This window comes from Acididesulfobacillus acetoxydans (assembly GCF_902729405.1).
GTDB classification, from domain to species: Bacteria; Bacillota; Desulfitobacteriia; order Desulfitobacteriales; family Desulfitobacteriaceae; genus Acididesulfobacillus; species Acididesulfobacillus acetoxydans.
In genome coordinates this window covers 3,722,498-3,736,386 of the sequence record NZ_LR746496.1, presented here as the reverse complement: position 1 = coordinate 3,736,386, position 13,889 = coordinate 3,722,498, and the positions used below count along the sequence as shown (strand labels likewise).

General features: G+C 50.9%; 14 protein-coding genes and 2 pseudogenes. 8 read left to right on the top strand and 8 right to left on the bottom strand.

Annotation, left to right across the window (positions count from 1 at the left end):
* Positions 1-25: 25 nt before the first annotated feature.
* The 5 genes from MNU25_RS16695 (at position 26) to MNU25_RS16675 (ending at position 3,199) form a co-directional block, all read left to right on the top strand.
* Positions 26-592 carry an NADPH-dependent FMN reductase gene (locus tag MNU25_RS16695; protein ID WP_240986101.1) on the top strand — a complete coding sequence of 189 codons (567 nt, stop codon included), beginning with the start codon at positions 26-28 and terminating at the stop codon, positions 590-592.
* 304 nt (positions 593-896) lie between these two features.
* A complete protein-coding gene (locus MNU25_RS16690; RefSeq protein WP_240986100.1) occupies positions 897-1,334 on the top strand; it encodes a GntR family transcriptional regulator in 438 nt (145 codons plus the stop codon).
* Positions 1,335-1,386: 52 nt separating this feature from the next.
* Entirely contained in the window at positions 1,387-2,100 is a 714-nt protein-coding gene (locus MNU25_RS16685) for an ATP-binding cassette domain-containing protein (RefSeq protein WP_240986099.1), read from the top strand.
* 429 nt (positions 2,101-2,529) lie between these two features.
* Positions 2,530-2,880, top strand: coding sequence for a nucleotidyltransferase family protein (locus tag MNU25_RS16680; protein WP_240986098.1), 351 nt, complete (start codon positions 2,530-2,532; stop codon positions 2,878-2,880).
* An 82-nt stretch (positions 2,881-2,962) separates the two neighbouring features.
* Positions 2,963-3,199 carry a ribonuclease toxin HepT-like protein gene (locus MNU25_RS16675; RefSeq protein ID WP_240986097.1) on the top strand — a complete coding sequence of 79 codons (237 nt, stop codon included), beginning with the start codon at positions 2,963-2,965 and terminating at the stop codon, positions 3,197-3,199.
* 109 nt (positions 3,200-3,308) lie between these two features.
* Here the strand turns inward: MNU25_RS16675 and mutY are convergent, their stop codons facing one another.
* The 5 genes and pseudogenes from mutY to MNU25_RS16645 all read right to left on the bottom strand — a co-directional run bounded on the left by mutY (position 3,309) and on the right by MNU25_RS16645 (position 9,522).
* Positions 3,309-4,769 (bottom strand): A/G-specific adenine glycosylase, encoded by a 1,461-nt coding sequence (mutY, locus tag MNU25_RS16670; protein ID WP_240986096.1) that lies wholly within the window; start codon positions 4,767-4,769, stop codon positions 3,309-3,311.
* Between the two features lie 263 nt (positions 4,770-5,032).
* Positions 5,033-5,461: pseudogene (locus MNU25_RS16665) on the bottom strand (hypothetical protein); the annotation flags it as partial.
* An 872-nt stretch (positions 5,462-6,333) separates the two neighbouring features.
* On the bottom strand, positions 6,334-7,698 hold the full coding sequence (locus tag MNU25_RS16655) for a VOC family protein (RefSeq protein WP_240986094.1): 1,365 nt from the start codon (positions 7,696-7,698) through the stop codon (positions 6,334-6,336).
* A complete protein-coding gene (locus MNU25_RS16650; RefSeq protein WP_240986093.1) occupies positions 7,643-8,647 on the bottom strand; it encodes an ABC1 kinase family protein in 1,005 nt (334 codons plus the stop codon). The genes MNU25_RS16655 and MNU25_RS16650 overlap by 56 nt, the downstream gene beginning before the upstream one ends.
* 176 nt (positions 8,648-8,823) lie before the next feature.
* Positions 8,824-9,522, bottom strand: coding sequence for a TetR/AcrR family transcriptional regulator (locus tag MNU25_RS16645; protein WP_240986092.1), 699 nt, complete (start codon positions 9,520-9,522; stop codon positions 8,824-8,826).
* Between the two features lie 272 nt (positions 9,523-9,794).
* Between MNU25_RS16645 and MNU25_RS16640 the strand changes: the two genes are divergently transcribed.
* The 3 genes and pseudogenes from MNU25_RS16640 to MNU25_RS20665 all read left to right on the top strand — a co-directional run.
* Positions 9,795-9,962 (top strand): RCC1 domain-containing protein, encoded by a 168-nt coding sequence (locus tag MNU25_RS16640; RefSeq protein ID WP_240986091.1) that lies wholly within the window; start codon positions 9,795-9,797, stop codon positions 9,960-9,962.
* 120 nt (positions 9,963-10,082) lie between these two features.
* Complete coding sequence (locus MNU25_RS16635; protein WP_240986090.1) at positions 10,083-10,484, top strand: hypothetical protein; 402 nt, start codon at positions 10,083-10,085, stop codon at positions 10,482-10,484.
* Positions 10,485-10,553: 69 nt separating this feature from the next.
* Positions 10,554-10,658, top strand: a pseudogene (locus tag MNU25_RS20665) (hypothetical protein); the annotation flags it as partial.
* Positions 10,659-10,717: 59 nt separating this feature from the next.
* Here the strand turns inward: MNU25_RS20665 and MNU25_RS16625 are convergent.
* From MNU25_RS16625 to MNU25_RS16615, 3 genes are all read right to left on the bottom strand, one after another.
* Complete coding sequence (locus MNU25_RS16625; protein WP_240986088.1) at positions 10,718-11,644, bottom strand: DUF4850 domain-containing protein; 927 nt, start codon at positions 11,642-11,644, stop codon at positions 10,718-10,720.
* 264 nt (positions 11,645-11,908) lie between these two features.
* On the bottom strand, positions 11,909-12,157 hold the full coding sequence (locus MNU25_RS16620) for a hypothetical protein (protein ID WP_240986087.1): 249 nt from the start codon (positions 12,155-12,157) through the stop codon (positions 11,909-11,911).
* 128 nt (positions 12,158-12,285) lie between these two features.
* Positions 12,286-13,731, bottom strand: coding sequence for an amino acid permease (locus MNU25_RS16615; RefSeq protein ID WP_240986086.1), 1,446 nt, complete (start codon positions 13,729-13,731; stop codon positions 12,286-12,288).
* Positions 13,732-13,889 lie beyond the last annotated feature (158 nt).

Sequence of the window (13,889 nt, the reverse complement as noted above, 5' to 3'; positions counted from 1 at the left end):
ACGATGCAAAGAAAGGATGATTCGGATGCCGCCCAAAGTTAAAATCCTTGGTTTTACCGGAAGCCTGCGTCGTAAATCATATAACATGGCCGCACTGCGGGCCGCGCAAGAGCTGTTGCCGGCAGGCGCTGTTCTGGACATTGCGGATCTTAAGTCGATCCCGTTTTTCAATGAAGATCTGGAAGCGCTGGGCGTTCCTGAGACCGTGGCCCGGTTCAAAGAGAAAATCGCCGCGGCGGACGCGCTTCTCATTGCGACTCCCGAGTATAACTATTCCATTCCGCCGGTTCTGAAGAATGCCCTGGATTGGGCTTCCAGGGGAAAGGATCTCCCTTTGTCCGGCAAACACCTCGCCATCCTCAGCGCCTCGACGGGCATGTTTGGCGGTGCGCGTGTTCAGTATCACTTGCGTCAGGTGTGCGTGGGACTCAATCTTCTGCCCCTGAACAAGCCGGAAGTATTCATCATGAATGCCAACACGAAATTCGATCAGGACGGAAATCTTACGGACGAATTCACCCGCAAGGCCATTTCACGCTTGTTGCAGGTACTGGTGGACTCGCTGGATCCCGGCAAACGGGACGGAAACTGAGAAATCCCGGGGCACCGCCACAGTCTGCGGTATCCTTGCGAGCGGATGTGAAATACATTGCGGCCGCCCCTCTGTTAACGTTTCGTCCGGCTTTAAGCTGTGGCTGCCGGCACCGATAGCGGAGGCGGTCGGTTTTTTTTAGACGGGCTGCGCTTGAGGGGTTAAAAGATCCCCGCAAATTTCGGGTTCCGCCGGCTGCACAGCCCCTTGACAAAGCGGTGAACCTGAGTTACAGTACGCTATAGCACTAATGCACTAAGGTTCAGAAGCGCCTGAGATGCACCGGGGCCTGGAGGTGACCTTTATGATCCTCAATCCCGCGAGTATGAAACCCATCTATGTCCAAATTGCCGCATGGTTGGAGGGGGAGATCCTCAACGGACACCTCCCGGGGGATGAGCGTGTCTACTCCCAGTATCAGCTGGCGGAGATGTTCAATGTCAATCCGGCGACCGCGGCCAAAGGGCTGAATCTGCTGGCGGATGAGGAGATTGTCTACAAACAGCGGGGGCTCGGGATGTATGTCGCCCGCGATGCCCAAGCCAGGATTTTGGCGAAACGCAAAGGGCGGTTTGTAAGTGGGTTGGTGCGGGAAGTGGTCTCGGAAGCCGGACGTTTGGGAATGGGAACTGAAGAACTCATAAGCTTGATCAGGAAAATAGGCAGAGAGGATTCGGAAGACATGACAGAGGAGAGAGGACCAGAAAAGGAAAGAGAGGATAATAACCATGAAAGCCCATGATTATCCCTTTCCCAGGAAAAGGATTGGAAAAGGAAAGAGGGGATAAGAAGCGATGATAGCCGTGGAAGCCAGGGAGCTGTGCAAAACCTATAGGCAAGTCAAAGGTGGGGTGCAGGCGGTTCAGGGGCTGTCCTTTGCCATAAAAGAAAACACAATCACAGGCTTGATAGGCCGCAATGGGGCGGGCAAGACAACTTTGCTGAAAATGATCGCCGGCTATCTGCGCCCGACCGGGGGGATGCTGCGGGTTTTTGAGCGCGAGCCCTTTAATGACCTGAGCATCTCGGCCAACACGATTTTCGTGGACGACGGCATGGCCTTTCCGGCTTCGTTGACGTTGGCTGACATTGTGCATGGGCAAAGTCCGGTTCTGGGAACGAGAGCTTACCCCAACGGAATCTATCAAAACAGCGGGCAGGTGTTCACTCTGGGAAGGACTAAAGACACCACCTTGCACTTCAACATTACCGGTAACACCGGTAGTTATATCATCCTGGTTCAGAAAAAGGACATGAAGCAGAGAAAAATCGAGGCGGCTACCTTCGTCACGACCTCTGAGGCCAGCGGAATCGACTTTACCCAACGCATCGCACCGCCTCGCATCTCTTTTGGGCACGGCACCTTAACGGTTGAGCCCGGCCTGCCCCAGAGGCTGACTTATAAGGTCATGCAAAGTCCTTGGGTCGTAAAGCAATTTCAGGAAAGGAGTACAGGCAATGCGACAAATAGGTCCGGCCTTGCATATGCCACGAACACGCTGGGTTGACAGGCGATTTATCTGGCGGTGCCTAAGGACCTGAAAATTGATAAAGGAAAAGGAAACTACGTTGTGACCATACAATGACCGGGCACCGCACACCACTATTTTTGTTTGACACGGTCTATTTTTTCTCTTTTTCTGTTATAATAAAAGGGTAAAGGATATAAAAATAAGGCTAGAACGTCCTGGCGGAACGCCTAGCCGTACAACTCACAGCCGCATGAGCGGCCTTTTGGGGGAAAGCAAAAGTAGCTCTCACTTTGCGGGTGGGCTACTTTTGCTTATGTCTTAGTATCCGCAAAAGAAGTTCATCCTATGGAATCTCGCGGCTAAGCCTCTTGGTCATAGGGGCTAATTATGACAAGTTTTAATTGTCACGCGATGGCAATTGTGATATGGTATATATAGGAAGTCTGCATAGCGGAGGCGTTGAGCGTGGATATCTCCCCATATGTCGCTGGAAATCAAGCAAAAATCGAAGCCGAGGAACAACAACGACTTAACCACTATGCGGAAGCCCGCGAAAAGGCGAAGAAGGTTGCTTTGGCACTAAGCAGTGCGTTTTCCGGCGTGGAAGTTTACTTATTTGGTTCGCTGACCACCGATTTGTTTGAAGAGGAGTCGGATATTGATATTGCCGTAAAAGGGCTGTCCGAAGAACAGTATTTTAAGGCCTACAAGATAGCGGAAAACATCGCTGAACCTATTCCATTGGATTTCATACAGTTGGAGTTTGCTCAGGACCGTATAAAAGAACGCATTATGAGAGATGGGGTGCGGTTATGACGAGCGCGGAAAAAAGGCGGGTACAGTACAAAAAACTGAGTCGATATTCAGGATGACTTAAACTCAGTACAACATATACTCAATGACAGTTACTATTCCCGGGATCCGTCCAAGGATTATATCCCGCCTTACAGCCGAGGAATTGGATGAATACCGGCGTTTTCGGCATATGTTTCGCCATGCCTATGGATCTGAGCTGCGCTGGCGCAAGATGGAGCCATTGGTCAAGGGGGTAGGTTCACTGACAGAAACTCTTGTTGAACAAATATCCGGGTTTATGCATTTCGTGGAGACCTTGAGTGAATCCTTGATCCACTGATCAAGGCGTTGTTGATGGACGGCGTCCGCACACTCGACAGGGAAATAGGGCGCTGGGTGAGTGGCCGAGATCTCCCCGAAAGGGGTGAGGCCGGATGGACAAGGGGCAACTATGCCCATTGCCGCACGTGCTCAAGAATGGCGGAAAACGCCGAGGGCAAAGGATATTCGGCGAGGGCCTCCGGGGCCACCCAGGAACCCGTGGAGTTAGGGAGTGATGTTGGCGTCGGCGGGGCGGGCGGGGTTTCGCGCAGCAGGGAAGGAGAGGAGAAAAAGCCCGGCCGAGTGTGAAGGAGAGTTTTCTGGTGTGAGAGGGCGGAACTCCCCCCCGGAGAACGGAGGGACAGGCCCGGGAACGGGCCGGTGGGGCCGGTGGGGCCGGCGGTTGCCAGGGGAAGGCGGAGGGAGGGGGATTCGCCCGCTGTGCCTCCGATGGTGATGATGACCCAATAGAGCTCCCAGCGCAGGTGGCTGAAAGTGTGGCCGACCGGACCATAAAGCGGGAAGTCCCCTTGGAAGAAGCGCTCAGCCTCGCGGTCGAAGGTTCGTTTGGTCACGGCGTCCCGGTAGAAGGCGAGCCATTCGGCTGGGGTTAAGCCTAAGTGTTCATGGGTGAGGGCATCCGGGTCGGGCGCCGGCAGCGATGGACCGCTGCTTGCTCCACGCGACGGGTTTGCTCCCTTACCCGGGCTGACGGGGAGCCGGCGGGCGGCACGGGACATGGGATCAACAGCAGGGACAGAGGCTGGGGGAACACCGGAGAAGGGGAGTTCCAAGCCGGGGAATTCCCAGAGATCAGCTAAGAGTCCGCCGGCGGGACGCTTTTGCAAGTAGATAGTTCCTTTGTGGAGAAGAACGAAGGTGAGCCGGAGCATTGTCTCCGGTCTTTTCTTGGGGATGCGTACGGGGTAGGCTAAATTGCCTGAGGAGAAAGCTTGGCAGAAGGAGGAGATCGGACAGTCCGGGCAATGGGGGGAGCGGGGAGAACAAACGGTGGCACCGAGTTCCATTAGGGCTTGATTAAAGTCACCGGGGCAGGCGGCGGGTTGCCAGGCCCTGAGCTGCTCGCGAAAACGGCGCGAGGCTGAAGCTTTGGCGGCGGGTTCCGGCCAGGCCAGGAGGCGGGCCATGACTCTGCGCACGTTTCCGTCCAACGCCGGTACCTTTTGTCCAAAAGCGATGCTGGCGATAGCCCCGGCGGTGTATTCTCCTACTCCGGGAATCTGCAGGAGTGTTTCATAATCCGAGGGGATCTTGCCGCTCCAGACGGAGAGGACATGACGGGCTCCCTGCCACAAATGCCTGGCTCTGGCATAATACCCGAGCCCGCGCCAGGCGGTCAGGACGTCGTTCAATTCGGCGCCGGCCAAATCTTCTGGGGTAGGAAAGCGCCGCAAGAATTCCTCATAATAAGGCAGGACGGTTTTGACCTGGGTCTGTTGCAGCATCACTTCCGAGACCCAGATGCGGTAGGGGTCCGTGGTCCGGCGCCAGGGCAGGTCGCGTTTTTCGGCCCTGAACCAGGCCAAGAGCCGGTCGGCAAACGAACCATCTGCTCTCTCTTTTTCCACTTTCTCGTTCACCTTCCTATTATCCACACCTTGGGCAGGATATCGCCGCTTGCGAAAACTGCAAAAACGCTGGTCCAAAAATGGGTTTTGACAAAGAAAAATGGCCTTCTGCGCAGACGAGAGAGCGTTCCGGACGATCTGAACACTAAGGCAAAGGAGGCTCAGCACTTTCTGCAGAGTATGTCGGATGTTTTCCATAATGGGATTTTGCACCTTGTATAAAGAATGTGCGATAAATCTATAACGAATTATACTTTTATTGTTCAGACCTGACCTACAAAGCTTCGAGTATAAAGGGTAAGTGAAATTGTCTTATCTACTTTATGATTATCAAATAGACTTGAGAGTTCATCAATATACTCAAGTTTCGGTCGCGACCGGTATTCGGCGGAATTCCTAAATTCCAGAATGTCCACTATTCCTGACCTGGCGATGCCAGCGATTACCACCTGCAATAGCTCATCAAATAATTCCCAGAGCCGTTCCGCCACGGTTTTCTCGACAAGGTCGTCCTTGATCGCAGCAAACAGCCCGTCCAAGGATTCGTACGCGTTCATTCGTCGGAAATACGCTAACAGGACGTAGAGTAGATAACACGTCGTGACATGGGCAATCTGGGCGTCGAAATCCCGGGACTGGCAGCTTCCTAGTTTCAAATACTGCTTGTTTTCTTTAAAAAAGACCTCGATCGTCCTTATCTGAGTTAGAATTATTATCTAAGTACTTATAGAAATAGCAAAATTCTTTTGCATATTCAGTACGATATTTTGCATATTTTTCAGCATAGTCCATGATATCCCCCCCCCCAGAATTTATAATAATCAATCTTAATTCGTCTTATATACGAATACGAATTAATCGTTATTTAATACCACTGGGCAGCAACAGATGAAAATCTGCGTACCCAAATCGACGAGCATCTAAAGTTTCTCAATAGTTATGGGACTGCCATTACCGCAAAATCATTTGCCGCTCAGACGAGGTTTTTCCTGCAAGACGAGTTTCATAGAAATATGCTTGAAAACCACCAACTCGGACTTTGTTACTATCTGTGTATTGCGGCGGAAGAGTTCGCTGCTAAGGAATAGCCTTTCTCCAGCACCGCCGGACGAGTGTGTCCGGCGGTGTACAAATTGCCAACGCGGGTTGCGAGGCCGCACGGCAAGCATTCCTCAAGGAAAGATTTGTTACTTTGTTCTTTGTACATGCCTCTGAATGTTCGGATTTATAAACATCGAGAGAACAATGTGCCTCATCAATGATAACCACCCTCTTCGATACTATAGTACCAGACTGAGCTGCGAATGTCCAAGCGAACGTTCTCAAGCTCAACCGTTCACGGACTTCCGACTCACGTAGATTTGACGTGAAATTGGAGTACCCAATGGCCGCACCCCGACTCTGTAATCAGGCGATACCGGCTCGGAAGCGACCTAAAGGAGGAAACAGGGGAAGATGCTCTTCACTTCACTCGATAGGTAGAGAAAGTAACTGAAGACTTTGGAAAACGGCCTGAAATAGGTAAGAATATCTGGGTTAGACTAGGTTTGGGAAAAGAGGAATGTCAATTTTCAACTTGCCGGAATAGGATGGCAGTACCAAGAGCTTCAGCAGCCGGCACGAAAAGACCGCCTAGGCTTGATATTCGTGGCGTGAATCCATGACTGAGCAGCAATTTACGTGTTTGTTCTATATTTTGGACCCTGATAGTGAAAGCAACAAAGGCCGGCAACTCTGGAGCGTGTTCGCCGGGTAGAATAGTTTCGAGGACAGAATCAGTAGCAATAATGATCCGTGAGCCTCCTAACTCGAATACGTTCACATTTGCTTCAGTCCGTGCAGGCCGATTCAAATACTTTTCATAGCGGAGCAAGAATTCGGGCAGATCGGCCTCAGCCACATAGAGGATCGATTCGATAAGTCCGAGCGCCCCATTTGGATGAGTACTAGATATTGTTGGCGTTCCTGCAATCGCGAGACGCCCTTCCGGTACCGGGTTGCTTGGATCGTCTATTTCGAGCACTCGCAGTACACCTTCCGATGATTTGTTCTCTGCGTTAGATTGTCGTTGTGTAGATGCCACACCGGAATGTCCGATGCCCTCTAGGCTGAGTCTCATGGCCTGGGCATACACGTCAGTTGCCCGGAAGACGAGAATGTGTAACCCTTCAAAGCGATTAAGGCATGCGTTAAGTTTTGTAAGGGTTCGATTGATGATTTCGAGGAATCGAGGCATTACTTTCTCCGGTACCTGAAGAGGTACAAGCCTGGTTCCCACAGGAACTTTTCCTGCGCCTGTGAGAACAGTGGCCAGTTCCACAAAATTGTGTTCTTCAAAGTCAGCATGGCTATTTGCGGCTCCGAATGGTGATAAAGGGGCTGCTTTCTGGAGAGGCACCGCAGGCACACTGGGTGTCGTCATCGTAAAGCCGAGTCTTTTGTAGAGGGCAAGGCCACTCTCAAGATCATGCACGAGATGACCAACATGATGCAGACCATCAATGACGACAGACTCCGCAGAAACGATATCTGCTCCATACATCCTGGAGGCTGGTATCAGCGGCAACACTTCAGCAGCATAGTTCGAGATCGATCGATAGCGTTCGTGTAAACGCGCATATCTCTCGAAAAAGACCAATTGCTTTATCCAGAGAAAGAAACCTTGATCAAAGGAAGCACTCGCTCCCGGCTTTGCCTCCGCTTTGTCCATACTGCTGGTTGAAGTTGCATCAGCATTTTGTAGACCAGCTTGTTCGAGAAAAGTTGCCAGGCTATTTTGGCCAAACGGTGCTGTAAGGAGAGGACCTAACAGGTCCTGTATTTTGGAAGAGGACTCCTCTATTGTGGTCCCGAAAACGTTGAGTAGCTCTTCTCTATTGTGTATAAAAGAAATCAGCGACTTCCCGCCAAGCGCTTTCTTCTCCGACACTGCCTTCAAGCAGTCTAATCAGAAAGGTTTTTGTCGATTCATCCAGTTTCCCGACAATACCCCAATCGATCAAACCAAGGCGCCCGTCGCGTAAGATTAGGACATTACCGGCATGGCAGTCACCATGAAATTCACCGTCCACAATGCTCGTAACTAACCATGCGCGAATTATGTCGTCGACCAGCGGCCGTGCCCCGACGCCCAGTGCCTTAATGGCTGGTAGATTATCGATAGCAACTCCATCGAACATCTCCATTACCAATACCGTATCATCGGAAAGTATCGGAAACGTCTTTGGAACTGCGATCTGACGGAATCCGTGAGTTGCCAGCTGACCGCCAATCCGTTCCATGGCTTCTCGTTCCAGTCTCAGATCCAATTCGTCTCGGATATTCCGTTCAAAATCATCAATCAGATCGAGCAACTCAACTACATCCGATGACTTCCCGAAGAGCATAGCGATTCGCATCAACCCTTTTAGGATGAGTATGTCGTCCGCTACACGTCGCTTTATGCCTGGTCTTCGCACTTTAATTGCGACTCTGTCGCCCGCGACGGTTGTGGCAGAATGTACCACGGCGATGGAAGCGGATCCTATGGGTGTCATATCGATGTCTTTGTAGGCCTCTCCGATGGGACAGCCAGCGGCTCGTTCTATCGCATAAAGCAGCGATTTTTCTTTGAGGCGCGGGCCTGTGTCCAGGCAACTACGGAAGATGTCTGCAACTTCTACACCGACCAGGCCAGGGGACGATGCAATCAACTGACCGAATTTAAGAAAAGTGGAACCGAGGACGTGGAAAGTGCGGTTTGCAGCATTTGCGATTTTAACAGTATTTCGTTTTCTGTTTCCGATAATTACCAGTGGCGCAAAGTACCACGCACATACAGCAGTGACGGTGACTACGCGGGCAATTGTTCGAATCGGTAGAAATTTGTGTTTTGCCACCCTAACCTCCGTTGTAAACGCTATGGGGTTCACTCCACCTCCGGCGGCACAGCAATCCCGGATTGTTTCTCATGGATCCTGACGAGTCCAGTGTTCCCGTTCTCGGAAATTCTCACACCTTGACAATAGATTTCTAATTGTTGAGGTATCCATAATATCCCTCCTTGAAAGTTATCTTAAGTTGTTTCTTCCGCTATTTCCGGCTCTGTCATCATCCCGGCCACGATGAAATTGACAAGATGCTCCCGTGCTTGCGCCATGGATCCAGTTGCGGCAGGATCCTCACCCGGGAGCAACATCTGATACAAGGGAAGGTAGGCGAGGTAGACGTGGCATATCTGCATAACTAAGGAGAATTGAATCTTGAAAGCAAAGTTAGAACGAAGAAAACCGGTTGTCCATGCCTTGTGAAAGAATGCCACGAATCGCTCACTGTTTTCGGTCGGGAATTGGGAGGCCGTTTTTGCGAGCATTTCCCAGCCCCCGGCCATTTCCCAGGTCAAAATGCGCACCAGGGAGGGATGGTCGAGCAAGTAGTCAAAAAGGGTCACAATCATCCCTTTGAGAAAGGCCCTAAAATGATCGGCATCGGAAGCCGCGGCTTCATCCGTAAACAAGGGTGTGAACGCATTGACCATGAGCTCGCTCACTTCTGAGTCGGAGCGCTTCAGTACTTCGCTGTAGAGGCCGAGTTTGTCGCCAAAGTACCTGAAGATCAGGCCGGTATTATAGCCCGAGGCTTTAGCAATGGTCTCAATTCGCGCGCCGGCAAACCCGTTTTGGGCAAAAACCTCCTCAGCCGCGTCCAATATGGCCGCCCGTGACTTTTGCGAATCTCGGACCCTTTTTTTAGAAGATCCTACGTCCATATCCATGGTCTCTTTCCTTTGCTCTCCCCAAAGATTTAAAGCCTGGTTTTAAGTAACTATTTACTTACATTATAGCTCAAGACGATTTGTTGTCAACGAGAAAGTTTGGAAGATGGGAAGCGGGAAAACGCAGGATTGAGTCTTTTTCTCAATTTAACATAACCGTTCGCAGACTTCCGCCTCATGCAAATAGGCAATAATATATTTAAACCCTCCACTGTCGCACCAAGGTTTCAGCTCTATGCTACAATGGGAAATAAAATTGGGTAACCAAAGAGGTGGTTCAATGCAATGTAAGTGGCTGGCGCGATATTGTGGCGGTTGCGGCGGGGTGCGCTCATACCATCGGCCTTAAATCTGACGGCACGGTGGTCGCTGTAGGTGACAATGAATATGGTCAATGCGATGTAAGCGACTGGCGCGGCATCCAACTGCCCGGCAAATAAATATGCTTAATTCAGTTCAAGAAATCTGAAGTCAGCTTGAGTAAAAAGCAAAATGACTTCATTGGTAATTGAAACGAAAGTCTGCAAATGAGACAATCGACAAGCATGAGGTGAAATGATATGGGAAAATATTCAGGAGATGAATTATCAGACGCCCTACAAGTTGTATCGTCAACCATTAGTAAATGTGAAAAGATACAGCCTAAATTTGCGGAAGGAACTTCTCAATATACTCTGCTTAAGAACAGAATCAAGGCGATGTATATCTCAAGGGCACTAATTACAGAGGACCGTGAGATTGAGCGCTATTCGAAAGAAGAATTGACCGATGCTCTTAAACCGATAGTATCTGTGATAAGAAAGTGTGAAACGGGTCAAAGGAAACATGAGATGGAAGCACCTCAATACAAGCGCTTTCAAAAGATTATTGACGCGATGAACGTTTCTAAAACATTGATTATGGATGAAATTAGTGTAATCAAGCACGGCCGGATACTGCCGGACAACATCTGCCACATCTAGAAGCTCGAGCCCCATATCCGAAGTGACATTGTTGCTGAGTGACTGAGAAACTTACAGGCGCACGTGCAGCAACGGATTGAAAAGATCATTGGCATATCGGTCCGGATCTGTTTGGTCGAACCCAAGAGTATCCCTCGCAGCGAAGGGAAAGCCAAAAGGGTGATTGGAAATTAAGCTGACCGACAATGATATGCGGCAATCCCGGGTGTATGTTCTTGATGAGCAACGGCGGGCTAAAAAGGTATTTTTTGTTGTAAAAGTGTGTTTTGGAAAATCCACGGTGCCAGATTTTGTACGTCTTGGCCGGACGCAACATATTTTTCACTCAAAAATGTGCCTTGTCCATGGGTAGTCGTAATCGACAAATAATAGGCAAAGCCGGCAAGCTGTTTCTTGTTTTGTTCCGCATAGGCCAAAGTGATGAGTTGCGAGTTGACCGTTACCATCTTTACCGGTAAGTCTTGAAAATACGGACCGGAGGGACCGCCATAGTCTACGGCATCCTTTCGAGCCGATGTGAAATACATTGCGGCCGCATCCGCCGCACACCCCTGGCATGCTCCCGAGGAGGACAGATAGAGCTCAGTGCCCTCCGGATTTTTCAAAGCCAGTTTATAGGACCCGTCCTGACCGACATCTGCTTTTCCTTTCATACCATTCGGGGCCACGATGTAAAAAGAACGACTGCCCAGAGGAAAGTAGTAGGCAGTTAATTTTGAGGCGAGATCTGTCGGGAGTGACATCCTCACTTCAGAGGGTAACGAAGGAACTTTGGGAACAGGATAAGCGTAGGTGACGTGAAGAACGGACACGGGTATCGGCGTCTGATATTGTTTATGCTGAAGGGCGGGAACCGGCGCGGGTGCCACCGGGTTGCCCCCGGTTAACGTTTCGCCTGTTGGTAAACCATGGCTGCCGGCACCGGTATGGGAGGGGGGCGTGTTTTTTTGATGGATTCCGCTGGCAGCGGATGTTGAGCGGTTTGTATTTGGCGTGGCGGTTGGTGTTCCCGAACCACAGGCGGTCGCGCAGAGAAGAACTGCGGCCGCAATGCCGGTTGGCAGAATGCGGGAAAATTTCATATAGAACCTCCTATTGCGAGCAAACTCGCACGTTCCGTGAGCTCCGCGAAGGCGTTTATCCGGCGCTCCTTCCTTCATATGCTTTACCGAATACTTCGCGCGGAAGCCCCTGGCTTCAGACCGATTTAGCCAGGGGGTGGTTGACGTGTCTGCCTATATGACTTGACGACTTGGGTGAGCAAAAGGATAGCAAGAGCCATTCGCGTACAGTGTAACACGGAATATTCCCAATCGTAAAGTAAATCGGGACTGTAGTACAGCGGAATAGGGCGCTGGGTGGGCAGCTAAGATCTCCCCGAAAGGGGGTGAAGGGCAAGCGGTTTGCTTATGCTTCCTGTTCCGCTAGGCCGAAGTATGGGGCAAGTGGGATTTGACCAGGCGCCGTGTTTCCGGGGTTAAGACCTCCGAGCGGCTGATGACGGTCCTTGGCGCTATTTGGAGATGGCCTGCGAGCTGCTCATAAGCCAGAATACGTATTATAGAGGCATAGCCAAGGAGCAATTCGGGTTGCCGGGAATTCAATTTCTCCACCATGCTTTCTATCGGTTCGCCCGCCGTCAGTTGTAAAATCGGTATCCCCATATTTCCCATGCTGGTTGCACCCCTGCTGGACATATGGGAGGGGTTAGTGGAGGTAATTAAAAAAGCTGCACCCTTGCGATGCGAGGATGCAGCGAACTTGTCCCTGCCGGTGGATTGCTGCGGCAGGGTTTTGAAATTCAATCAGGAAGTGACTCTACCGGCGTTTCCAAATGGGCCTGTTCTTCCGGAGCGTCATGCTTCGGAAGCAGCGGAAGGAGGACCAAACCGGACACGAAGAGAAGCATGCCGAGAGCCAAGGTTTTGAGATCACTCAAGCCTGATTTTAAGACCCAGAAGGAGTAGAGCGTCGCGCCAAGGGCCATGGTTCCATCAAGCAAACGTTTCCTGAGGGAGACGGTTTCGTAGTTTTCGCCCTTGCCGACGACGTTCAGAGAATAGAGGCCGGAGAAAAGATACGGGACCAGATTGGCCAGAGTGGCGATGATGACCATTTCGTTAAAGGCGTTAGCAATCGTGTTCGAGATCATGGAGAGCAGAAACACTTGCGTAAGCCCATTAGTGATCCAGGCAGCCCGGTAGGGGGCGCCGTTTTTGTTTTCCTTTACAAACCAGTGAGGAAAGAGGTTAAGACGTGCAGATTGGTACGGCACTTCTACACTCAGTAAAATCCAGCCAACCGTAGCGCCGAGCATGGAGAGGACTCCGAGGGTTGCCATGACAAACGAGCCCTTCGGACCGATGATTTTTGTCAAGACGTCAACTAAAGGCTTGTCTGCGACCATCAGTTCCTTCGCAGGCAGGGTGCCCATGGCCAAGAAAGTAATCAGAAGATAGATGATCAACGCGATGAGCAACCCGGTCAGCGTTGCTGACTTAACGTCCCGTTGTCTTTTCGCCCGGCCGGAAAGCCAGGCGGCAGACTCGATACCGACGAAAGCCCAGAGCGTCAGAATCGCACCCCGGTTCATTTGCTGAAAGAGCCCAATCGTCTTGCCGGACGCCAACGTCTTGGCGGCTATGAAAGGGTGGAGATAGGTTGTGTCAAAAATAGAGAGAGCGACGACGATGAAGAAGAGAAAGCCAAGAATTTTGGCCACGGTGGCAACAAAATTTATTTTGCCGGCCGCATAAGTCCCTTTGAGCATCAGGTAGTGAACAAACCAGAGAACGAGGGAAGCAATGGCAAACGAAAAGAAATTCCCGGTCTGTACATGAAAACCGCCAACGGAGAAAAGGATGGCTTTGCTTTGCAGAACCGGCAGGAAGTACGTTAGATAGCCGACGAGTGTTATGAGAATGGCTGCGTTCCCCGGAGAGTTTGAGGTCCAGTACCCCCATGCGATTTCGAACCCCATGATTTGTCCCAGTTTGCTCTTGCCGTTAAACAGCTCCCGTGTATAACTGGGCGGGCCACCGAGCAGCGCCGGTTTGAAATCGGACAGCTGACCATAGACGTGGGCAATCATGAGAACGCCGAGGCCGGTGAACAGCCAGGCAAGCAGGATTCCGGCCGGGGAGCCCACGTTGGCAAGCGACTGGGGAAGCATGAAGATTGCGGAACCCACCATATTCCCGGCAACCAGCGCCGCCAGTAACCAGAAACCGAGTTTCTTTTGATTCACATTCATTTCTCCTTAGTAATTGTTTAATATGTTAAAGTATAAAAGCATTTGAGTCCAAGTGCACCCATGGATAGACCGACATCGACTTGCACATCTAAGAACAATTATAGATGTTAGATCCATTTAGTATAGTAACCGGGAACCGTATCACTGTCAAT

Bases quoted from the DNA above. Each gene is read 5' to 3' on its own strand.
- MNU25_RS16695 (WP_240986101.1), top strand. From the start codon at position 26: ATGCCGCCCAAAGTTAAAATCCTTGGTTTTACCGGAAGCCTGCGTCGT.
- MNU25_RS16690 (WP_240986100.1), top strand. From the start codon at position 897: ATGATCCTCAATCCCGCGAGTATGAAACCCATCTATGTCCAAATTGCC.
- MNU25_RS16685 (WP_240986099.1), top strand. From the start codon at position 1,387: ATGATAGCCGTGGAAGCCAGGGAGCTGTGCAAAACCTATAGGCAAGTC.
- MNU25_RS16675 (WP_240986097.1), top strand. From the start codon at position 2,963: ATGACAGTTACTATTCCCGGGATCCGTCCAAGGATTATATCCCGCCTT.
- MNU25_RS16645 (WP_240986092.1), bottom strand. From the start codon at position 9,522: ATGGATATGGACGTAGGATCTTCTAAAAAAAGGGTCCGAGATTCGCAA.
- MNU25_RS16635 (WP_240986090.1), top strand. From the start codon at position 10,083: ATGGGAAAATATTCAGGAGATGAATTATCAGACGCCCTACAAGTTGTA.
- MNU25_RS16625 (WP_240986088.1), bottom strand. From the start codon at position 11,644: ATGAAGGAAGGAGCGCCGGATAAACGCCTTCGCGGAGCTCACGGAACG.
- MNU25_RS16620 (WP_240986087.1), bottom strand. From the start codon at position 12,157: ATGGGAAATATGGGGATACCGATTTTACAACTGACGGCGGGCGAACCG.